The organism is Streptococcus sp. 343_SSPC (assembly GCF_001072385.1).
GTDB lineage: Bacteria > Bacillota > Bacilli > Lactobacillales > Streptococcaceae > Streptococcus.
Map to the genome: position 1 here is coordinate 23,944 of NZ_JVKU01000019.1, position 20,784 is coordinate 44,727.

Below are 20,784 nucleotides of genomic sequence, written 5' to 3' on the forward strand. Positions count from 1 at the left end.
CAAGAATAATTTACTAAAATTCCCAACATTTTATCAGTTATCATATTATTTGCTTTTCCTATGAAATTCAGCTAGATTCCAAAGCTTTTTTCTCTATAGTATGGTAAAATAGAAATGAAATCTTCACGAAGGAGAATGCTATGGATAAACAAACCATTACGGTCATCGGTCCTGGTTCTTGGGGAACTGCCCTTTCTCAAGTCCTCCACGATAATGGCCATGAAGTACGGATCTGGGGAAATGTCCCAGAACAAATCGACGAAATCAATCAAGAACATACCAACAAACGCTACTTTAAGGATGTCCTGCTAGATCCAGAGATCAAGGCTTACCACAACTTGGATGAAGCCCTTTCTGGAGCAGATGCGGTCCTCTTTGTCGTCCCAACCAAGGTGACCCGACTCGTTGCCAAGCAAGTCGCTGAGACTCTGGACCATCCTGTCAAGGTCATGCACGCGTCCAAAGGATTAGAGCCAAACAGTCACAAACGGATTTCTCAAATCTTAGAAGAGGAAATCCCTGCTTCTCTACGTAGCGAAATTGTGGTCGTGTCTGGACCAAGTCACGCTGAAGAAACCATCGTTCGCGATATCACTCTGATCACAGCGGCTTCTAAGGATTTAGAAACAGCTCGTTATGTTCAAGAACTCTTCAGCAACCACTACTTCCGCCTCTATACCAATACAGATGTGATTGGGGTAGAAACGGCTGGAGCCTTGAAAAATATTATCGCTGTTGGTGCTGGAGCCCTCCATGGACTCGGCTTTGGGGACAATGCCAAGGCTGCCATCATCACACGTGGTTTAGCTGAAATCACCCGTCTAGGTGTTAAACTAGGCGCTAGCCCCTTAACCTATAGTGGACTATCCGGAGTTGGGGACCTGATCGTGACAGGGACTTCCATCCACTCTCGGAACTGGCGAGCTGGGGATGCCCTCGGTCGCGGTGAAAAACTAGAAGATATCGAAGCCAACATGGGCATGATCATCGAAGGGATTTCAACTACTAAGGCCGCCTACGAACTGGCCCAAGAGCTAGACGTCTATATGCCGATCACACAAGCCATCTACCAAGTGATTTATGAAGGGCAAGACATACGCGAAGCCATTAACTTCATGATGAACAATGAATTTAAAGAAGAGAATGAGTGGAACTAAGGAATTTTTCCTTGCCAATCAGTTCAACAACCAATCATTCTTTAGTTAGAAAGGAATTATTATGACAAAAGTTAGGAAAGCAGTCATTCCTGCGGCCGGACTTGGAACGCGTTTCCTACCTGCAACCAAAGCCTTGGCCAAAGAAATGTTGCCAATCGTGGATAAGCCAACCATCCAATTCATCGTTGAGGAAGCCCTGAAGGCTGGCATCGAGGACATTCTCGTTGTCACTGGTAAGTCCAAACGTTCGATCGAAGACCACTTCGACTCAAACTTCGAACTTGAGTACAACCTCAAGGAAAAAGGAAAAAATGACCTGTTGAAACTGGTCGATGAAACTACCGGGATGCGCCTCCACTTCATTCGTCAAAAACATCCGCGAGGACTTGGAGATGCTGTCCTTCAGGCTAAGGCCTTCGTTGGGAATGAACCTTTCGTCGTGATGCTGGGAGATGACCTCATGGATATCACGGATGATACAGCCACTACTCTCACCAAGCAATTGATGAATGACTATGATGAGACACATGCTTCTACTATTGCTGTCATGAAAGTTCCCCATGAAGAGGTTTCTGCCTACGGAGTCATTGCTCCTCAAGGGGAAGGCATCAAGGGACTGTATAGTGTTGAAACCTTTGTCGAAAAACCAGCACCTGAGGAAGCACCGAGTGACCTTGCCATTATCGGTCGTTACTTGCTGACTCCAGAAATCTTCCAAATCTTGGAAAACCAAAAACCAGGCGCTGGAAATGAAATCCAATTGACTGATGCCATTGATACCTTGAATAAGACCCAACGAGTATTTGCCCGCGAGTTTAAGGGTAGACGCTACGACGTGGGGGATAAGTTTGGTTTCATGAAAACATCTATTGATTATGCCTTGAAACACCCACAGGTTAAAGATGATCTCAAACAATACATCATCGATCTTGGAAAAAAATTAGAAACATCTGAACAAACTTCGAACTAAACCATTTACGAATCTGAAGGATGTAAAAGAGACTGACCATATGGTGTAAGTGGTCCCCCACTTTACAAAATGGTCAATCTCTTTTTTCTCGTAAAAAGAAGCTGGACAAAAAGTCCAGCTTCTTTCATTTATTCTCTTGTTCAACTATTTTATCTGATTCTATTTTTTAAGGATGAACATTGTAAGAATAATTTGTATTTGGGTAAGTCTCGATTTCGCTTGGATTGAAATTAGATCCGAAGCGATTATTGTTGTTTACACTATTTCCTGCTACAGGAGCTTCAGTTGGAGCTTGAACAGTTTCTTCTGGCTTCACAGGAGTTTCTACTTTAGGAGATACAACTGGTTGTTTATCCTTGTTAGCAGCATAGCCAAAGCGATTGTTTGGATTTCCTTCTGCATTAGCTGGGATATCCTTATTAGAAGGGGTAGCTCTATAATATGAAGCAGGAATTTCAATTTTTGTACTATTTCCGTCAACTTGTGATTTTTCTGGAACTTGTGGTTTTTCTGGAACTGTTGGTGTATCTGGTTTCTTAGGCTCTTCAGGATCTTTATAATTATCTGGTTTAGAAGCACGATAAGGATCTGACTTGCGTCCAGCTGCCTCTAATTGTTTTTCCATTAATTTTTCATAATCTTTGAAGTGTTGGAAAAGACGATCAGACAAGTCAAGTGAATCTTTCGTTACTTTATCTTCAGCAGCTTTTGCAGCTTCTGGTTGATCTTTTAGTGAATAATATTCAATATCCTTCTTCTCTTGATCAGCAATAAATCCTTTTTCTAGTGCTTTCCAATGTTCTTGGACGGTTTTTCCAAAGATATCTTGATTGTTGATTGCCATGTTGTCAATATGCCAAACAGTCCAATACCAAGAATTTGGATCATAAGTAGCTGTTTGAGGTTTAAAGGCTTCGTAAGTATCTTTTACATTTCCATAGAATGGGACATATGGAGTGTTACGTGATGGTCCCATTCCTAACCAAACTGTACCACCAAATGATTTTGGTAGTTTTGGATTGATTTGATAGACATGGGCGTCGATAACGTTTTCATTCCCTAGTGCATATTTGTATTGATCCTTGCGAACCGTGTCGTTTGCGCCATTGTCACCTTGTTTCTTCACTCCAATTTGATCGTCCGGTACGAAGCGACCATTTAAGTGTTCAAAGCGATTCCGTTGCATAGCAAAGGCATCTTCTAAAGTAAATTTCTTATTTGGATCAGTTGGAGAACGGAATAGTTCGTATTCGTCATCCTCGTAAGTCACTTTAGACTTTGGATCAAGTACTGTAATCCCTGCATAAGTCCGAGAACGGTCCCCTTCTGCATATTTTTCAGGTCCGTAAGACTTAGCAATATGGAAGTTGCCATCTTTATCAGTCTTGTAACTTCCTGATTCTTTTGCTACTTTTTCAACATCTTTAGAGGCGATGACATTTTCAGTGTCATTCAAATTAACATGACCTAGGTAGTAAGTATTCGCAAAGACTGCGTATTTATCTTCTGGCACCTTCACCGCTACATATTGGTGACCAGAAAGAATTTCCATATACCAAGTTTCTTTTTGGTCAGCAACTACAACTGTATTTCCTTCAGCTGATCCCTTTTCTTCGATAACTTTTCCAAGTAATTCGATTGCTTCACGAGCTGTTTTTGCACGAGGTAGGATTACATCGAGCATAGCAGCTTCTGGAAGTCCATCTTCTTTCAGTGGATCTTTTTCTAATACCTTTTTATTTGGAATTGCTGTAACAGTGGCAGTCATGGAAACACCCGCTTCGTTAAAGCCATGTTCTCCAAATGCACCATTGCTACCATCTCCACGAGCGGAATCATAAGCAGCTGTGTATTTCATTTCGCTGGCAGCATGAGGATAGGTGAAACCATTGGATTCGTCCTGAATTTGGTCTCCTTCCTTATAATTCTTGGCATCAACAACAACATAGTTTTTGTTGTGTTTTCCGCCGTTTGGATAATAAGGATAGTCCTCAGTCCGACCAAACAGGGTGGTACCATCCTTGGTCAACTGACGGCCAATGATAAATCCACAACAAGCCTCAACAGCTTGAAACGGAAGGAGCAATATAGCCATCGCTACTAACGAGAGCTTAATCAACCATTTTTTCATTGCAAATCTCCTTTTATTTAATATTTTATCCATTTTATGAATGGATAAGAAAGATATTTACAATTGTTAGTTTACTCCTTTTCAATCCTTTTTGCAAGCGCTTTCTTATGTTGTCTTTATTCACTTTTCGAGCAACTTTTTGAGTGTGGCTGCTTATTTTTGGATTTTATATACAAAAAAACTGAGACTTCACTCAGTTTTCAGATAATTTACAAATTCGTTACAAATCATAAAAAGGGATGAGCAAGTAAAGGCCAAGCATAAAGAAGGATGGCCCCAGCTGTATAAAGAAACAGAGCTACCAAGCGCCAGCTTTTTTTCAAGCTATCTCGCTCACCATAAACGGGAAAGACAAAGGCTAGAAGCCCTCCTCCCACCAGGCCTCCTAAGTGACCGGCTAGACTGATCCCCGGCATAAAGCTAAAGAGGATATTGATCAGAATCAAAGAAGTATAACGTTGGCTCAGATAGTGAATATAGGGACTTCGAGCGATAAAGCGCAAACTGGCAATGGCACCAAAGATACCAAACAAGGCGGTAGAAGCCCCAGCTGCAACAGCAAGAGGAGAAAAAACCAATACAAAAAGGTTGCCCATCAAGCCGGATAAGAGGTAGAGGGCTAAAAAGGCCTTTGAGCCAAATAGATCTTCTGCGATTCTTCCGATAAAATAGAGGGTAACTATGTTCAAAACAAAGTGTTGCAAGCCAACATGAACAAACATGGCAGCAAGCAAACGCCAGCTCTGGCTCGGGTCCATTTGGATTTCCGCCCCTAAGACACCCCCAAAGTCGTAAACAGTTTGGACCGATTCATAGTCAAAGCCACGAAGCAATAACATGGCTAGAAAAACACCGGTTGTTAATAGGAGCAAGCTACTGGTCACCGGGTATTTCTTATCAAATAGTTGATTCATCCACAAGAACCTCCTGTACTGGAATATCATGAGGGGCAGGTGCAAAGTCTACTTCCTGGCAGGCATAGATAGTGCTGACGGTCGCTCCGTCGAAATCTGCCAAATAGCGATCGTAATAGCCTCCTCCATAACCCAGACGGTAGCCATCCTTTTGAAAGGCCACTCCGGGAACATGAATCAGGTCAATCTCCGACTGATCTACCGCTTGAGCCCCATCCTCTGGTTCCAAGAGACCAAAGGCTGTTGGTTTCAATTTCTGCGGATTATAGACTGCAAATTCCATGCGCCCTTTGGGATAGGTCTTTGGGATGACAACCTGTTTGCCATCTTCTAGAGCTGCATCAATCAGAAAACTCGTATCCACCTCATGCGGGAAGGACAAATAGGTCGCAATAACGCTTGCTTCTTGGTAAGATGACAAAGAGCGTAACCGCTGGATCAAGGCTCGATCAGCCTTTCGCTTATTCTCCGGCTCCAAGCCTTTCATCTTCTTCAATATACTTTTTCGAACACTTGCTTTCATTTCCGTCTCTCTTTATTGGTTGGCTTTCATTTGTAAGAAAGGACTAATGGCTTTGACACCAAAGTGCAGGGCTTCTTCCTTGGGACTCATCTGAGGGTGATGAAGGGCATAAGGACTGTCCACTCCCAACCAGAACATGACTCCATCCACTTTTGACAAGAGATAACCAAAATCCTCTCCAGTCATGGCGGGTAGGATATCAATCAAGGTGACATCTTCTGCTTGATCAAAGAAGGTCATCAGTTCATCTGCCAAGTCCGGATTGTTTTCTACCGGCAAATAGCCCCCTTGCTTAAGTTCAAGATCTAGCTCCATATCAAAAGCATCTGCAACCCCTCTGGCAATCGTCTCGAGTCGCTTCTGGGTCAAGAGGTTCATTTCCATGGTCAGAGTCCGGATGGTCCCATGCAGAAAGGCCGTCTCCGCAATGACATTATTGGTCGTCCCCGCATGCATGGAACCGAAGGTCACAACTGCCCCCTCGATAGGATCGACATTTCGGCTGACAATGGTTTGAACCTGGGTGACAAAATAGCTAGCAGCGACCAGGGCATCCTTGGCTTCGTGGGGAAAGGCGGCGTGTCCACCTTTTCCTTTAAAGGTCAGCTTCACTTCACAGGTCCCTGCAAAAAGCGTCCCCCGATTGGTCGCAATCTCGCCTACCTTTAGGTCTGGACGGACATGGAGACCGTAGAATTGATCAGGTAGCCAGTCTCCAAAGGCCCCATCCTCATACATGAGCATGCCTCCAGCTTCATTTTCCTCGGCTGGTTGAAAGAGGAACAAGAGATTATTCTTCGGCTGTTCTTGAACCAGTTGCTCCAGCAAGCCCAAGGCCAGCGTCATATGGACATCATGGCCACAGGCATGCATTCGACCTTCGTGGCGGGAGGCAAAGTCAAGACCAGTCTGCTCAACAATGGGCAGTCCATCGATATCCGTCCGCCAGCCAATGGTCTTTTCGGGATTGGACCCCTTCAGAAAAACCAGGATCCCCGTCCGCCAGGTCCGCTGCTCGACGAACTCTTTTCCTTCGGTAATTTCAGCGATACGCTCCAAGAGATAGGCTTGTGTTTTGAATTCTTCTAGTCCAATTTCTGGGATTTGATGTAAATCTCGCCGAATTTTTACTAAATCAAGTGTCATATCCATCTTCCTCTTTTGAGAAGAAGCCGAGGTATCCCCCAGCTTCCTTTTCTTATTCTTCTATTAAAGGTTTCGCAAGGCATCCTCAAGCGCGGTTTTTTGTTGTGTCTGTTCGTCAATCGTCTTGATCACGCGCGCAGGCACACCCGCTACCACTACATTTCCAGGCACATCTTGGGTAACAATCGCACCCGCCGCTACGACGGAGCCATTACCAACTTGAACCCCTTCGATGACGACGGCGTTGGCTCCCACCAAGACGTTATCCCCGATTCGGACTGGTTCTGCAGAGGCTGGCTCAATCACACCAGCAAGGACTGCTCCTGCTCCGATATGGCTGTTTTTACCAACCGTTGCACGACCACCAAGAATAGCTCCCATATCGATCATGGTCCCCGCACCGATTTCAGCACCGATATTGATGACCGCTCCCATCATAATCACCGCATTGTCTTCAATGGTCACCTGATCTCGAATAATCGCACCTGGTTCAATCCGGGCATTCAAATAACGCTTGTCCAGCAAAGGTACCGCTGAATTGCGACCATCTTGCTCTACGATATAGTCTTTGTTTTCTGTTAGGTTGGCAAGAAGGGGCTCAATCTCTTTCCAGTCTCCAAATAGGACATTGCCTAGCTTTACAACGGATGCTGGAAGCTCTCCTGCCAATTCCCCTTCAAAGGTCACTTTTACGTTGGTTTTCTTTTCTGCATTGCCGATAAAGGCGATAATTTCTTGTGCAGTCATCTTTTGTGCAGTCATGGCGATACCTCTTGTTCTATGTAGTCAGTCCTCTAGGAAGATAGGCTCCTTTTGAACTCTTTGATTTTACTATTATAGCATAATTTAAAGAGTCCTTTAAATCACTGGCAAACGAAGTAATCTTAAGATCCTAATGTATCTTTGTACTATCTCCCAAAATCATGCTATGGTTTCTTTTTAACAGCTATTCCTTTTAGATACCACTGCTCAGAGTTTTCCTCGAAATTTAGGGAAACTAGTTCATTATCTACTGTTGAATAGGAGAGGGTGCAGGAGTATACTTTCTGAGAAGATGAGATTGAAAAATGCGTGACTTCAGGAGTTCCCATTTGAGAAATAACGTCATGAATTTCCTGTCCATCTTGAGAAAAGAGAGCTCTAAATTCTTCTGTTGTTTTGGTTGGTTCTTCCAAAGATGTAGCGTAATATCCCATATAAATATTAGTGACCCTATACTTATCGTCATGCCCCAATAGATTAAAACTGACATTTCCACGATTATCCGGTAGTTCATATTGTAAAGTGATTCCCCGATTGTCTGCACTTACATCAGAAAAGTAACCTCGTTTAGCTTTTCCATACTGATTCACAAGTTCTTCTGCGGTCACATTGGATAATTTATTTTTTCGACTGAGAACCAATAACTCGTCTAAATTAAAGTCACGAATCCCATTATCCCCATCTATATAGGGAGAATTGTCGGCAGTCAATTGTCCCGATTTCTTATCTGACTCACTCTTCTCTTCCTTTGTTGAGCTAGAAGATTCTGATGGTTGGCTAGAGGAGGCAGATGACGAGCTAGCGGATGTCGAACTGAAAGAATGACGGTCCTGTTTCTTACTTACTGGGCTATCCGGCTCTGTCTTATTGAGAGAACTGCTTACATAACCAAGCGCTATAATGGAGAGACTAAAGACGAGAACCATCCCCACAGCAACTGCAAAAAGGGAACCAAAACGGGGCAAGCCCGCTCCTCGAAAAGCATCCTCACGGACACTTCTCTTTACCCCTTTTTGATAGCTCCGAAGACTGGGACTTTCAAAAGCTTCTCCTTCAGGCCCACGATCCGAAAAGACCTCAGACACTTCCCGATTCCTACTTGGGAACCTAGACCATTCTCTTTGAATCTGTCTACCTTTTTCCATTCCATTTTCCCTTCTTTTTACTTAACTTTGTTTCTTAGGATCTAGTTGACTTTTGAGCAACAAGGAATAGGAACCGTCTACATGTTCCAGCTCCAATAAATACGTTTTTCCCTTCTCATCCTGATAGGATAGTTGAAAACCTTCCTGATCAGGCCCGATCTGGTGTCGAACGAAGGATTGTAAGCCCTGATAGCTACCTAGAAGTGCTTTCAGATCCATCTTTTCTCCAGGTTCTAAGCTCTGGTAAACTTTTTCTGAAAAAGCTTTGTTCCCCTCCCGGTCTAGATTGGCTAGACTGGCGTCGATCTCTTCTAGCAGATAGCTCCCATCAGCCCCCTTGCTAAAAAGCAAACGGATGGAGGCTCCCTTTCCCCTATCGTCCCATCGATAGAGCAGGGAGAGTCTGGGTTGCTTGCTTGCTGTAGATTGAAAGAGAACTTTCTCTTGGGGGTGCCCCATCTCCTTCAGAAGGGTCTCCAGGCGACTTCCAGTCTGCTTTAGGCTACCGTTTTGGTTCTTTATCGACAGAGGGAAGCGCTCGATCTGATCCAGGGTCCATGGCGAATCCTTTTTTTCATTCGTTTCTTTTAAGAGTCGCTCCCCTTGAAATTCTTTCGCTTTAAAAGTTGATAAGTTCCTTATTTCACTTATCGCTGTAGAATTTTTCGGTGGATGACTAAGGACCTCTAACCCCATCCCTAGGAGGAGCGCTAGCAGCAGGAGGCCAGGAATTGTTAACTTCTTGATGACTGTATCCATTTACTCCTCCTTATTCGACCTTGACTAGATGATAGCGCGCATCTTTTTGGGCTTGCAAAGTGAGAAAGACGAGCCCCTCTTGTGCACGGTAGGTTAGGACCAAAACTGTCTTTCCATCCTTATGATTCATAAGCAATGATTGTGGCAAGCCAACCTTTTGTAAAATGTCTTCTAGTTTCATGCCAGTTTTCTCTTTCCCACTAGCAAGACTGGTCAAGGCTGCCTTTTTCAGCTGTTTACTTTCTATATTCTGCTTAGAGGTTGGTTGATAGCCCTGAATAGCTGTTAGATAGTAGCCATCCTTCATATGGGTAAATTCAAATTGGTATCTATCTCGACCATCTTGTGTCGTTCCATAGCTGAGACGAAGGAGCTGCGTTCTAGCTTTTGATTCAAGCCGAGCTTGCTTGGCTCCCCCTAATTTTTTGACCAGGGTCTCTGGTGTCGTTCCCTTGGTGCTTGGCCCACCAGTCCCATCTCCTATTTTAAATTCTAGCAATTCCTCCAAATGCACCCCAACTTCTGGTCGATCTGATTTCGCCAGGAAGGCCTGCAGATAAGCTTCTTCCTTACGAAAGGTCACTTGCTGGTCTGGATTTAGCTGGTCTTGTGGCCTCCCAGAAGCAGCAAGCCCATAGCCTACTCCCAGCATTGCGAGGACCCCGAAAATAATCCCTCTTTTTTGGATGAAAGCTAAGAGGGTCTTCAGATGTTTTCCTGTTGTTTCCTTTACATTATCCATTCTGCGATCGTATCTGTATCCCTTTCCGTCCAACTGTTCACACGTGTTTCCTTTGTCAACATATCCTACTATACCATAAATAGCCAGTCCCCGCTAGAACAGAAAAAGATCTGAAAATGCCATTCCAGATCTTTTTAGGGTTTTAGGTGAATGGATTCTTCCTCCCTTACCTCTTTCGAAAAGAATGAATGAAGAGCCCTTCTTCATCATCATTCTTTTTCAGATAAGAGGAAATCACCATCTGATTGTCTCACAAAAGTCAACCTATATTCAGAAGAACTTGAGGATTTAATATTTACTCTCATTGTAGTCACAATATCATGAGTTTTGTAGTCCTCTTCTGCAGACATTGAAAGACTAGAAATCGTATGATCCTTAATCACTTCCTTGTAGGATACACCATCCTTACCAGTTTTGGCATCTCCCACTTTCAGTTTATCATAGTAAGATGAGGTCATAAAATCGTCCTCAGCTTCTTTATAATTTCCTGAATAATAGAGGTCTTTTAAATAATAATTGTCTCCATTCTTCTGAAACGTAAGGCGCATTTCACGTACAGTATGATAAGAAGGCAGCGTATCATCCTGATCTTCGTCTAACTCGCCCCATTCTAAATCAATTTTATCTCTTCGAAACGTGCCTTTCAAAGCCTTGCCATGTGCATCCACGACATCTTCAATGCTTGTTCCTAAATCTGGAGTTTCGTATGTCCCAAACTCCAAATCAGCTAAATCATCAATGTTCCAAGAAAATTCTGCTTCTTCCGGATTAATATACTTCCCAGACTGATCACGTTTTGATTCCCCTGCGTCAGCTGTTGGGTGAAGGGCCGGTTCGCTACTTTTAGCATTTGTTGCACCAAAAGAACGGCCAAGAAATAGACCTGCAATGACTCCTAAGACTGCAAAAACACTAACACAAGCGATTAATAGACCTTTCCCTGGCTTCTTTTGATTACCAGTTTCTGGCACACCAAATGGTGCCTGTGATTGATTCATATTCATCTTTCATCTATCTCCTCTATATTAAAAACGTTCTGGACCAATGTATAAGAAGTCCCCGTCTGGTTGTGCTAAGAAGCGTAATGTCTTATAATCGTCACCGACCTTAAAGTTTACGGTTGCAATAACACGAGTAGAGTCATACTCTTCTCCTTCTGCAGTAGCTTTTGTTTCTGTTCCAATTCGAACAGCACTTGATTTACGCTTTTTCAAAACTTCTGATAAGGAAGTTCCACCTTTACCAGTTTTCTTATCTCCTGTTTTCAGATTTTTGAATTCTTTTGTACTTAACTCACGATCTGCAGAAGTATCTTCATCTTCATCGTCTTCTTCGTCTGCATAAAATTCTTCTAAATCAAAAGCTTCCACAGTTTTCAAATAATAATTGCCATCAACTTTTTCAAATCGGAAATAAACATTCTGATGTTCAGCATTCTTTGCACGATCCCAATAAAGAGTGAGGCTATTCTTATCATACTCCACACTGGAAGCCAATCCATAGGTTTCAACAATCTGATCAGCAGTCAAACCATAACCATCCTTATTGGTATAACTCAAGGAACCAAGGTCTTTAAGAGTCCAGGTGAAAACAGCCTCCTTCTTATCTGTAATGAAGCTGTTCTTTATCTTTTTTGCTTCTTCATTAGCGCGTTCTAAACGTTTTGTTCGATTAGCATCTGCTTGAGGCTTAGATGAATTTCCCCATAAATAGCCAGCTCCACCACCAATTAATCCACCAAGAAGGAGTGCAAGAAGGGAAAAGACAACAAATTTCGTCCATCCACGCTTCGGTTTTGGCTGAACATTCCATTGCGATTGGAAGGCTTGAGGGTTCCCTTGTTGGTAGAACGGATTATTTTCTACCTGAGGCGCTTGATTTTGGAAAAATTGTTCCTGTCCTCCAGCTTGTGGTCCTTCTACTGGAGAAGCCTGTTGAAAGGCTTGCGCTCCTGGTGCCCCAAATGGCTCATAAGCTGTTTGGCTATTTTGTGCTCCAAAAGGTTCTTGGACGTTTTGACCAGTTTGAGCTTCAAGAGGTTGCTGAACAGTTTGTTCTTCTTGTGCTCCAAAAGGTTCTTGAACAGTTTGTCCCTCTTGTGTTCCAAAAGGCTCTTGAGAAACGTTCTCCTCTTGTGTTCCAAAAGGTGTCTTGTCTTCTGTTGTCATAATCTCTCCTTTACTAACAACCTGCGCCCGTCATTCTCCCCACTTTTCGTGACCATAGTTTGACGTGCAAAGTATAAATATAGTAGTTCTACTATATCATAAAACAGTCTATTTTTCCACCTCATTCTGAGATATTGAAAGCGATTAAAAAACGACCTCTTGTGAGATCGTTTTGTCTATTGATTAAAGGCGAGCGTTGAGTTCTTTGCTCAATTCTTCAAATCCTGGTTTACCAAGGAGGGCGAACATGTTACGTTTGTATGCTTCAACACCTGGTTGGTCAAATGGGTTGATAGCATTCAAGTAACCTGAAAGGGCGATTGCCAATTCGAAGAAGTAGATAGTATATCCAAGAGTGAAGGCATCTTGCTCAGGAAGAGTTACGTACATGTTTGGCACGTCACCATCTGTGTGGGCAAGAAGAACACCGTCAGTTGCTTTTTTGTTCACGAAGTCAACATCTTTTCCTTGAAGGTATCCAAGTCCGTCAAGGTCTTCTTCCAAAGTAGGGATGATCACGTTCTTACGAGGTTTGTCAACGCGGACAACTGTTTCAAACATGATACGAGTTCCTTCTTGGATAAATTGACCCAATGAGTGCAAGTCTGTTGAGAAGTTAGCTGAAGTTGGGTAGATCCCTTTTTGGTCTTTCCCTTCTGACTCACCAGCCAATTGTTTCCACCATTCTGAGAAGTATTGAAGGGATGGCTCGTAGTTTACCAAAATTTCAGTTGCATAGCCTTTACGGTAAAGGATGTTACGAACAGCTGCGTATTGGTAAGCTTCGTTTTCTGAAAGTTTGTCCGAAGTGTAGTCTTTACGAGCTGCGTTCGCACCTTCCATAAGGGCCTTGATATCTGCACCTGATGCAGCGATTGGAAGCAATCCAACTGCTGTCAATACTGAGAAGCGTCCACCGATGTCATCTGGAACCACAAATGTTTCCCAACCGTTGGCATCTGCTTCAACTTTAACAGCACCTTTTTGGCGGTCAGTTGTTGCGTAGATCCGTTTGTTCGCTTCTTCTTGTCCGTATTTCTTCACCAAAAGTTCTTTGAAGACACGGAAAGCAATCGCTGGTTCAGTTGTTGTACCTGATTTAGAAATCACGTTTACTGAGAAGTCTTTGTCAGCTACGTACTCTACCAAGTCAGCAAGGTAAGTAGATGAGATTGAGTTTCCAGCATAAAGGATTTGTGGCGCTTTGCGTTCTTCTTTTGTTTGCAAGTTTGCAAAGTGGTGGTTCAAGAAGTCAATCGCTGCTTTCGCACCAAGGTATGATCCACCAATACCGATCACGACCAAAACATCGCTGTCTGCTTTGATTTGCTCAGCAGCTTTCAAGATGCGGTCAAATTCTTCGCGGTCGTAGTTTTCAGGAAGGTCCAACCAACCCAAGAAGTCGCTACCAGCACCAGTTCCTTTACGGATCAATTCGTCTGCTGCTGTAACTTGTGCTTGCATGTAGTCCACTTCATGTGGGGCAACAAATTTACCCAAAACTTTTGAGTAGTCAAATTTAATATGAGACATGTTATTCCTCCAAAATTTCTTCTTCTCTATGATATCGCTTTACTGGGATTTAATCAAGGGAAACCATCCTGTAAAACGTTTTCATTTGCTAATTTTTTTATTTTCACAAATCAAGCAACGACGCAATAGCAATCGTTTGCATGTAGGGCCTTATTTTGAGCGGAACAGACAAAAAAAGGGGCCTCTTCCGAAGCTCCATTTTCACGCTATTATTCTTTGAATCCACTAATGAATTTTGAGATGATACTGGTGACTGATAGCCCTCACGTCGCAAAGCTCCTCAGAATCAATATCTCTAAACTCATCTGCGATTTGCAGGCTTGATTCACTACGTTCACTTATCGGAACGTAGTTCTCGCTTTGCTCGAACTGCGTCAATGTACCTAAGTTCATCTTCGTCCCTTGGACTTGATTCACTAAGAACTTCATCAGTTTACAGCTTTTTCCCTAACGGGAAAAACTGCATCCATTGCTCTAGGATTCATCTAAGCCTTGCAGGCTCGATTCATCAAGAGCAATAGAAAAGAGCACACAGTTCACTTCGCTTAGGGCTGCTGGATTCCTCCCCTGACCCGCTTCACGCAGAACTGTTGCTCCGATAGGTATTATATCATAATTTGTGGATTTTGCAAAGGTCCGGTTTTTATTCTTGTGTTTCGGCCTTGGCTGCGAGCTTGGCTTGTTTTTTTCGTTCCCGACCTTGGCGGAAAAAGGTCTGCATGATGGCTGCACATTCTGCTTCCAAGATCCCTGTTTCCACCTCTACCCGGTGATTAAGGCGCTCATCTGTCAAAATGTCATAGAGACTCCCTGCTCCACCGAACTTCTGATTGGTCGCACCATAGACTACCTGAGGGATCCGGGCCAGTCCAATGGCACCACTACACATGACACAGGGTTCAATGGTCACAAATAGGGTGGTATCCAGCAAGCGCCAACTCTCTTCATGCTGATTGGCTTCTTCAATCGCCATCACCTCCGCATGCATGACAGCCCGTTGCAATTCTTCTCGCGCATTGTGGCCCCGTCCAATGATTTCACCGTCTTTGACAATGACACAGCCAATAGGAATTTCCTCATGGGTCAAGGCGATTTCTGCCTCTTTTAAAGCCTCTCGCATAAAAGCTTCTTTCTCTTCTAGGGTATAGTCTCTCACTTGTACTCTCATTTACTTTTTATGTTCTTGTTCTATTATATGATGAAGCCACAAAAAAAGCCACCAATGGGTGACTTCTTATAGGGAGATGTTTATGAAAAAAAGTTTGGTTTCTAAACAAAGTTGGGAGGTCTTTGTTTATGGTCTTAGTATAGACCTTGTGTCTTAAAGTAAGCTTAAGACTCAAAAAAGTTGAGAGAGACTCCCAACTTTTATTGAATTATTTACTTGACCAGACACTTTCAAGGATATTGGTTTGGTCACGATCTGGTCCGACTGAGAAGGTTGAAATGCGCACACCAACCAACTCACCGATCCGGCGAACATAGTTGCGAGCGTTTTCTGGAAGCTCATCCAAGTGACGCACACCGGTGATGTCTTCTGACCAACCTGGTAATTCTTCATAGATTGGTTTGCAACGTTTGAGTTGCTCCAAGCTTGCTGGGTAGTAATCGATGCGTTCTCCATCCAAGTCGTAGGCTACACAGATTTTCACTGTATCCAAACCTGACAAAACGTCGATTGAGTTCAAGCTAAGGTTGGTAATTCCTGAAACGCGACGGCTATGGCGCATGACAACTGAGTCAAACCAACCGACACGACGGGGACGACCTGTTGTTGTCCCATACTCATGACCGACTTCACGGATCCGGTCGCCCACTTCATCAAACAGCTCTGTTGGGAATGGTCCATCACCGACACGGCTAGTGTAGGCTTTACATACACCGACAACCTTGTCGATCTTGCTTGGGCCGACACCTGATCCGATGGTCACCCCACCTGCAACAGGGTTTGATGAAGTAACAAACGGATAAGTTCCTTGGTCGATATCCAGCATAACCCCTTGAGCTCCTTCGAAGAGCACGCGCTTGCCGTTATCCAAAGCATCGTTCAAGATGACAGAAGTATCGGTTACATATTGCTTGATTTGTTGACCATATTCATAGTATTCTTCGAAGATATCGTCAAATGACAGAGCCTCTGCATCATAGAGTTTGGTAAATTGACGGTTCTTTTCTTCCAAATTGATGCGAAGGCGTTCCGCAAAGACGTCGCGGTCCAAGAGATCCGCGATCCGGATTCCCACACGCGCAGCCTTGTCCATGTAGGCTGGGCCAATCCCTTTAATCGTCGTTCCGATTTTGTTTTCGCCTTTAGACTCTTCTTGGAGACGGTCCAATTCGATGTGGTAAGGAAGGATGACATGGGCACGGTCAGAGATGCGAAGGCTGTCCGTTGATACCCCTTCTTCATGGAGATATGCCAACTCTTTGACCAATGATTTAGGGTTGACCACCACGCCGTTTCCGATGACAGAGATCTTTTCAGGGAAGAAGATACCAGAAGGAATCAAGTGCAACTTGAACTTTTTGCCGTCGATTACGATGGTGTGTCCGGCATTGTCCCCACCTTGATAGCGAGCAATGACTTCTGCATTGGCTGATAGGAAGTCTGTAATCTTCCCTTTTCCTTCATCACCCCATTGGGTTCCTACTACAACAACTGATGTCATAATTCTTTTTCATATACCATAGATAGTTCCCTATCTATGCCTTTCTTCAAACTAGGGGCAGGAGTCTCACCTGCAAGTTTGTCTTACACTCTATTATAAGAAATTTCCTCGTTTTTTTCAAGGTCGGCTATTTCTTTACTTGGTTTTTTACCCTTAAAATCCGCTTCTCATTTTCCGAACATCCATCTTTTGATCGTCATTTTAAACGTTAAAGAATGATTGTTCGTCTTTTGCCTTCTTTACTTCCTAAAACAGATCCTATTCTATTCAGTTTCTAAGCGAAGCTCTCCCCTGAAAGATTTTATCCCTTCACCGTCTAAATAAATCAAGTTACTCCCTTCACCTCTTTCCCTTTTTTATGCTAAAATAGAAGCTATGGACAAAATTATTAAAACTATCTCAGAAAGTGGCGCTTTTCGTGCCTATGTACTAGACAGTACAGAAACTGTACGAACTGCCCAAGAATATCATCATACACAAGCTAGCTCTACGGTCGCACTTGGCCGTACCCTCATTGCCAGTCAAATCTTGGCAGCAAATGAGAAAGGAGATACTAAAATTACAGTCAAGGTCCTTGGAACTAGCTCACTCGGGGCCATCATCACCGTGGCTGACACTAAAGGAAATGTCAAAGGCTACGTGCAAAATCCTGGAGTGGATATCAAGAAGACGGCGACCGGTGAAGTCGTAGTCGGACCATTCGTCGGAAATGGAGAATTCTTAGTCATCACCGACTACGGCACAGGCAATCCTTATCACTCTATGACTCCTCTTGTGACAGGTGAAATCGGAGAAGACCTGGCCTTTTATCTGACTGAGAGCCAACAAACACCTTCTGCGGTTGGGCTCAATGTTCTTCTTGATGAGGAAGACAAGGTCAAGGTTGCCGGTGGCTTCTTGCTCCAGGTCTTGCCAAATGCCAAGGAAGAAGAAATCGCCCGCTTTGAAAAACGGATCCAAGAAATGCCAGCTATTTCAACCCTTTTGGCATCTGAAGACCATATTGAAGCACTTCTTGCCGCCATTTATGGGGATGAACCTTTTAAACGCCTCTCTGAAGAAGAAATCCGCTTCCAATGCGACTGTAGCAAGGAACGCTTCATGAATGCCCTGGCAAGCTTACCAGCCAAAGACCTTCAAGAGATGAAGGACGAAGACCATGGCGCTGAAATCACTTGCCAATTCTGTCAGACAACGTACCACTTTGATGAAAACGACTTGGAGGAACTCATTCGTGACAAATCTTAATACACCTTTTATGATTGGGAACGTCGAGATTCCAAACCGGACGGTCCTTGCACCTATGGCCGGAGTGACCAACTCAGCCTTCCGGACCATTGCGAAAGAACTGGGGGCGGGGCTCGTTGTGATGGAAATGGTCTCTGACAAGGGGATCCAGTACAACAATGAAAAAACTCTGCATATGCTCCATATCGATGAGGGAGAAAATCCTGTATCGATCCAGCTCTTTGGTAGCGATGAAGATAGCTTAGCACGCGCAGCTGAATTTATTCAAGAAAATACCAAAACTGATATCGTGGATATCAACATGGGCTGCCCGGTAAATAAAATCGTCAAGAACGAGGCGGGTGCGATGTGGCTTAAAGATCCCGACAAGATCTACTCTATCATTAACAAGGTTCAATCCGTCATTGATATCCCCCTCACTGTCAAAATGCGGACAGGTTGGTCTGACCCTTCTCTAGCAGTTGAGAATGCCCTCGCTGCCGAAGCTGCAGGTGTCTCTGCCCTCGCTATGCACGGACGGACCCGGGAGCAAATGTATACAGGTCACGCGGATCTTGAGACCCTTCACAAGGTCGCTCAAGCTCTGACCAAGATTCCATTCATCGCAAACGGAGATATCCGGACGGTGCAAGACGCCAAACAACGCATCGAAGAAGTTGGTGCCGATGCGGTCATGATCGGCCGTGCTGCTATGGGGAATCCTTACCTCTTCAATCAAATCAATCACTATTTTGAAACAGGAGAAATCCTGCCTGATTTGACCTTTGAAGACAAGATGAAGATTGCTTATGAGCACTTGAAGCGCTTGATCAATCTCAAGGGTGAGCACATTGCCGTTCGCGAATTCCGCGGCTTAGCTCCTCACTACCTCCGTGGTACCTCAGGCGCAGCCAAACTCCGCGGAGCCATCTCGCAAGCAAGCACTTTGTCTGAGATTGAAGAACTTCTTCAATTAGAAAAAGCTTAATAACAAAAAACAGCATCGACATTGATGCTGTTTAAAATATATACAACTTATTTTTAACATAAACTAGCTAGCTGGTTTTTCAAAAAATTGACTTAAATTTTATGAGTCAGTTAAGTCAATTTAAAACTTTCCGCTGTGAGAAAAGTGCCTGAAACAATTGTGTTTCAGGCACTCGGAATTATTGAGAGTAAAACAGTTTGGGGAACTGTTTTAGCCTGAGCCCAGAAATTAAAGAGCGAAGGGCTCAATAATTAGTCATGGAACTTTGAAGAAGTTCGCTGACGTCCGTACTCACTTAAGGAAAGTTTTTAGAAGAACTTAACTCCATCTGACAGCATCAAAATGTTGATGCTGTTTTTGTATGTTATTGATCCGCTTGAGCTTCGCTTTCCTTCCAGCGATAGGTCTTGCGTGGTTTTTTCTTAGGCACCCGCTTGACTCCTACCTCTTCAACATAGGAACCGTAGGTCACAAGGAAATTATTGGTCAAAATTTCTTTATCTGGATGGATCAGATTCACCAGCTCGGTTGCTTCGTATACGGTGAAAGGTTCTTCTAGGAGATGGAGGAAGGTTGGATTCCAAGCCAAACGTCCTTGGATCCGCTTGATAGATTCTTGGACAATCTCATAGTGGTCAAAGGCGAAATCTTCAGCTGTCAAGACACGGCCATCTAGAGAACATTCCCCTTGTTTGAAGTCCACATCGAGAAAGAGAACTTCTTTGGCATCATCTCCAGCCCGGACCAGATTGACGGCCTCCGCAGGCAAGTAGACCAGGTGGGCGATGGTGATGACCCAGCCCCGTGGATCCCGACCAGGAGTCGAAACTGTCATTAGTTGCTCGACCTTTTGAGGGGTCAATTCTAGTCCAACTTCTTCTTGAACTTCACGGATACAAGCCTGGATAGCATCTTCATGCTTTTGCAAGAATCCTCCAACCAAGGCCACCCGATGCTGACAAGGGTGGGTTTTTCGGCGAATCACCAAGAGCTTCAAACGCCCTTCCACAAAGCAGTAGGCCACCATATCGGTAGTTACACTTGGATTTTCATAGGTGGGATGATCTTGCTCCTTATACCAACGGAGGAATTCTTCCTCGCTGACGACCGTCTCGTAGTATTCCTTTTCATTCATCCCTTCCGGAATGCTTGTTGCTGTCATTTAAGCAACCTCCTTTTTCACTGCTTTGCTCCATTGGTACCAACCAACCAAACTATTGAGGGTGTAGACCCAATACATTCCCTGAATATGGATGCTCTTTCCCCACCAGAGGTAGATACTGAAGAGGTTGGTCGCAATCCAGAAAATCCATTGTTCGCGATAGAGACCGGTCATGAGAAGCTGTCCGACACCATTGGTCGCATCTGTTATACTATCACGGAAAGGGCGAGCACTGTGGATGCTTTTATAGGCGTAGCCCATCCCGATCCAAATCAGAGCTGTTAGAACCAAATACTTGATCCATTCCATTATGGTTAATTTCTTGGCCTCAAAGTGAGATTCTTCTGCCCCTCCTTGGTCATTGATCCGATTTGACAACCAAACATAGAGGCCGATTGGTTGCATCACGAAGAAGTACAGGGTCGTCAAAACTTCTCCATAGAAGTTTTTGTTCAAGGCTAGGACGAGGTAAATCGCTGAGTTTACTGCTCCAAAGAGATAGTTACTAGCCCGACCTTCTGCTACTAGTATAACACAAACGATTCCTGTCCAGGAGGCAAAGAGCCCTAACCAATCGTGACTTGCTTCCTGATTGGTAAACTCTAGGACAAAGGGCACGCTAGATAAAGCAAGCAAATAGAGCCATTGTGTCAGAGTGCGACCTGCAAATAGGTCTTTCCAAAGGAGTTTCATAATCCCTACGAAGCCACGTTTGCCAGCTTCTCGATGGACATTTTTTAAATGCTCCCCAAATGTTTGAATTTTTTCTTGTAGTCGTTTCATGCTGC

The 20,784-nt window shown here is 43.9% G+C and carries 19 protein-coding genes and 1 other RNA gene; 4 read left to right on the forward strand and 16 right to left on the reverse strand.

Annotation, left to right across the window (positions count from 1 at the left end; translation table 11 throughout):
* Positions 1-140: 140 nt before the first annotated feature.
* Both ADH27_RS06220 and galU read left to right on the forward strand, forming a co-directional pair.
* Positions 141-1,157: an NAD(P)H-dependent glycerol-3-phosphate dehydrogenase gene (locus ADH27_RS06220; RefSeq protein ID WP_048716620.1), complete on the forward strand. Its 1,017-nt coding sequence runs from the start codon at positions 141-143 to the stop codon at positions 1,155-1,157.
* A 61-nt stretch (positions 1,158-1,218) separates the two neighbouring features.
* A complete protein-coding gene (gene galU / locus ADH27_RS06225; RefSeq protein WP_048716624.1) occupies positions 1,219-2,127 on the forward strand; it encodes a UTP--glucose-1-phosphate uridylyltransferase GalU in 909 nt (302 codons plus the stop codon).
* Between the two features lie 166 nt (positions 2,128-2,293).
* Here galU and ADH27_RS06230 read toward each other — a convergent pair whose 3' ends face one another.
* From ADH27_RS06230 to ADH27_RS06295, 14 genes are all read right to left on the reverse strand, one after another.
* Complete coding sequence (locus tag ADH27_RS06230) at positions 2,294-4,258, reverse strand: C69 family dipeptidase (protein WP_048716626.1); 1,965 nt, start codon at positions 4,256-4,258, stop codon at positions 2,294-2,296.
* 227 nt (positions 4,259-4,485) lie between these two features.
* Positions 4,486-5,172, reverse strand: a complete 687-nt coding sequence (locus ADH27_RS06235) for a rhomboid family intramembrane serine protease (RefSeq protein ID WP_048716628.1) — start codon at positions 5,170-5,172, stop codon at positions 4,486-4,488.
* Positions 5,156-5,695, reverse strand: coding sequence for a 5-formyltetrahydrofolate cyclo-ligase (locus ADH27_RS06240; RefSeq protein WP_048716631.1), 540 nt, complete (start codon positions 5,693-5,695; stop codon positions 5,156-5,158). The genes ADH27_RS06235 and ADH27_RS06240 overlap by 17 nt, the downstream gene beginning before the upstream one ends.
* A gap of 12 nt (positions 5,696-5,707) precedes the next feature.
* Positions 5,708-6,841: an N-acetyldiaminopimelate deacetylase gene (locus ADH27_RS06245; RefSeq protein WP_048716724.1), complete on the reverse strand. Its 1,134-nt coding sequence runs from the start codon at positions 6,839-6,841 to the stop codon at positions 5,708-5,710.
* 63 nt (positions 6,842-6,904) lie between these two features.
* Complete coding sequence (gene dapD / locus ADH27_RS06250) at positions 6,905-7,603, reverse strand: 2,3,4,5-tetrahydropyridine-2,6-dicarboxylate N-acetyltransferase (RefSeq protein ID WP_048716632.1); 699 nt, start codon at positions 7,601-7,603, stop codon at positions 6,905-6,907.
* A 164-nt stretch (positions 7,604-7,767) separates the two neighbouring features.
* Positions 7,768-8,748, reverse strand: a complete 981-nt coding sequence (locus ADH27_RS06255) for a hypothetical protein (RefSeq protein WP_048716634.1) — start codon at positions 8,746-8,748, stop codon at positions 7,768-7,770.
* A gap of 21 nt (positions 8,749-8,769) precedes the next feature.
* Positions 8,770-9,507 (reverse strand): hypothetical protein, encoded by a 738-nt coding sequence (locus ADH27_RS06260; RefSeq protein ID WP_048716637.1) that lies wholly within the window; start codon positions 9,505-9,507, stop codon positions 8,770-8,772.
* Between the two features lie 10 nt (positions 9,508-9,517).
* On the reverse strand, positions 9,518-10,249 hold the full coding sequence (locus tag ADH27_RS06265; RefSeq protein WP_048716641.1) for a hypothetical protein: 732 nt from the start codon (positions 10,247-10,249) through the stop codon (positions 9,518-9,520).
* 209 nt (positions 10,250-10,458) lie between these two features.
* A complete protein-coding gene (locus tag ADH27_RS06270; RefSeq protein WP_048716644.1) occupies positions 10,459-11,253 on the reverse strand; it encodes a hypothetical protein in 795 nt (264 codons plus the stop codon).
* Positions 11,254-11,274: 21 nt separating this feature from the next.
* Positions 11,275-12,417 (reverse strand): hypothetical protein, encoded by a 1,143-nt coding sequence (locus ADH27_RS06275; protein ID WP_048716646.1) that lies wholly within the window; start codon positions 12,415-12,417, stop codon positions 11,275-11,277.
* A 183-nt stretch (positions 12,418-12,600) separates the two neighbouring features.
* Positions 12,601-13,950: a glucose-6-phosphate isomerase gene (locus tag ADH27_RS06280; RefSeq protein WP_048716648.1), complete on the reverse strand. Its 1,350-nt coding sequence runs from the start codon at positions 13,948-13,950 to the stop codon at positions 12,601-12,603.
* Positions 13,951-14,459: 509 nt separating this feature from the next.
* An RNA gene (gene ffs / locus ADH27_RS09740) (signal recognition particle sRNA small type) lies at positions 14,460-14,555 on the reverse strand.
* Between the two features lie 38 nt (positions 14,556-14,593).
* Entirely contained in the window at positions 14,594-15,106 is a 513-nt protein-coding gene (gene tadA / locus ADH27_RS06290) for a tRNA adenosine(34) deaminase TadA (protein ID WP_048716652.1), read from the reverse strand.
* Positions 15,107-15,326: 220 nt separating this feature from the next.
* Positions 15,327-16,619 (reverse strand): adenylosuccinate synthase, encoded by a 1,293-nt coding sequence (locus tag ADH27_RS06295; RefSeq protein WP_048716657.1) that lies wholly within the window; start codon positions 16,617-16,619, stop codon positions 15,327-15,329.
* A gap of 375 nt (positions 16,620-16,994) precedes the next feature.
* Between ADH27_RS06295 and hslO the strand changes: the two genes are divergently transcribed.
* Both hslO and dusB read left to right on the forward strand, forming a co-directional pair.
* Entirely contained in the window at positions 16,995-17,867 is an 873-nt protein-coding gene (gene hslO, locus ADH27_RS06300; protein ID WP_048716659.1) for an Hsp33 family molecular chaperone HslO, read from the forward strand.
* Entirely contained in the window at positions 17,854-18,834 is a 981-nt protein-coding gene (gene dusB / locus ADH27_RS06305) for a tRNA dihydrouridine synthase DusB (protein ID WP_048716662.1), read from the forward strand. Before hslO ends, dusB begins: the two co-directional genes overlap by 14 nt.
* Before the next feature lie 364 nt (positions 18,835-19,198).
* On the opposite strand, the gene ADH27_RS06310 is transcribed toward dusB, so the two are convergent.
* Together ADH27_RS06310 and pnuC are read right to left on the reverse strand one after the other, a co-directional pair.
* Positions 19,199-19,996 carry an NUDIX domain-containing protein gene (locus ADH27_RS06310; RefSeq protein WP_048716665.1) on the reverse strand — a complete coding sequence of 266 codons (798 nt, stop codon included), beginning with the start codon at positions 19,994-19,996 and terminating at the stop codon, positions 19,199-19,201.
* A complete protein-coding gene (gene pnuC / locus ADH27_RS06315; RefSeq protein ID WP_048716667.1) occupies positions 19,997-20,779 on the reverse strand; it encodes a nicotinamide riboside transporter PnuC in 783 nt (260 codons plus the stop codon). It lies immediately after the preceding gene.
* Between the last annotated feature and the right edge of the window lie 5 nt (positions 20,780-20,784).

Coding starts and splice junctions, on each gene's coding strand:
- ADH27_RS06270 (WP_048716644.1), bottom strand. CDS start 11,253: ATGAATATGAATCAATCACAGGCACCATTTGGTGTGCCAGAAACTGGT.
- dapD (WP_048716632.1), bottom strand. CDS start 7,603: ATGACTGCACAAAAGATGACTGCACAAGAAATTATCGCCTTTATCGGC.
- ADH27_RS06265 (WP_048716641.1), bottom strand. CDS start 10,249: ATGGATAATGTAAAGGAAACAACAGGAAAACATCTGAAGACCCTCTTA.
- ADH27_RS06240 (WP_048716631.1), bottom strand. CDS start 5,695: ATGAAAGCAAGTGTTCGAAAAAGTATATTGAAGAAGATGAAAGGCTTG.
- ADH27_RS06220 (WP_048716620.1), top strand. CDS start 141: ATGGATAAACAAACCATTACGGTCATCGGTCCTGGTTCTTGGGGAACT.
- ADH27_RS06255 (WP_048716634.1), bottom strand. CDS start 8,748: ATGGAAAAAGGTAGACAGATTCAAAGAGAATGGTCTAGGTTCCCAAGT.
- hslO (WP_048716659.1), top strand. CDS start 16,995: ATGGACAAAATTATTAAAACTATCTCAGAAAGTGGCGCTTTTCGTGCC.
- galU (WP_048716624.1), top strand. CDS start 1,219: ATGACAAAAGTTAGGAAAGCAGTCATTCCTGCGGCCGGACTTGGAACG.
- ADH27_RS06230 (WP_048716626.1), bottom strand. CDS start 4,258: ATGAAAAAATGGTTGATTAAGCTCTCGTTAGTAGCGATGGCTATATTG.
- ADH27_RS06245 (WP_048716724.1), bottom strand. CDS start 6,841: ATGACACTTGATTTAGTAAAAATTCGGCGAGATTTACATCAAATCCCA.
- ADH27_RS06275 (WP_048716646.1), bottom strand. CDS start 12,417: ATGACAACAGAAGACAAGACACCTTTTGGAACACAAGAGGAGAACGTT.
- ADH27_RS06280 (WP_048716648.1), bottom strand. CDS start 13,950: ATGTCTCATATTAAATTTGACTACTCAAAAGTTTTGGGTAAATTTGTT.
- ADH27_RS06235 (WP_048716628.1), bottom strand. CDS start 5,172: ATGAATCAACTATTTGATAAGAAATACCCGGTGACCAGTAGCTTGCTC.
- ADH27_RS06310 (WP_048716665.1), bottom strand. CDS start 19,996: ATGACAGCAACAAGCATTCCGGAAGGGATGAATGAAAAGGAATACTAC.
- ADH27_RS06260 (WP_048716637.1), bottom strand. CDS start 9,507: ATGGATACAGTCATCAAGAAGTTAACAATTCCTGGCCTCCTGCTGCTA.
- pnuC (WP_048716667.1), bottom strand. CDS start 20,779: ATGAAACGACTACAAGAAAAAATTCAAACATTTGGGGAGCATTTAAAA.
- ADH27_RS06295 (WP_048716657.1), bottom strand. CDS start 16,619: ATGACATCAGTTGTTGTAGTAGGAACCCAATGGGGTGATGAAGGAAAA.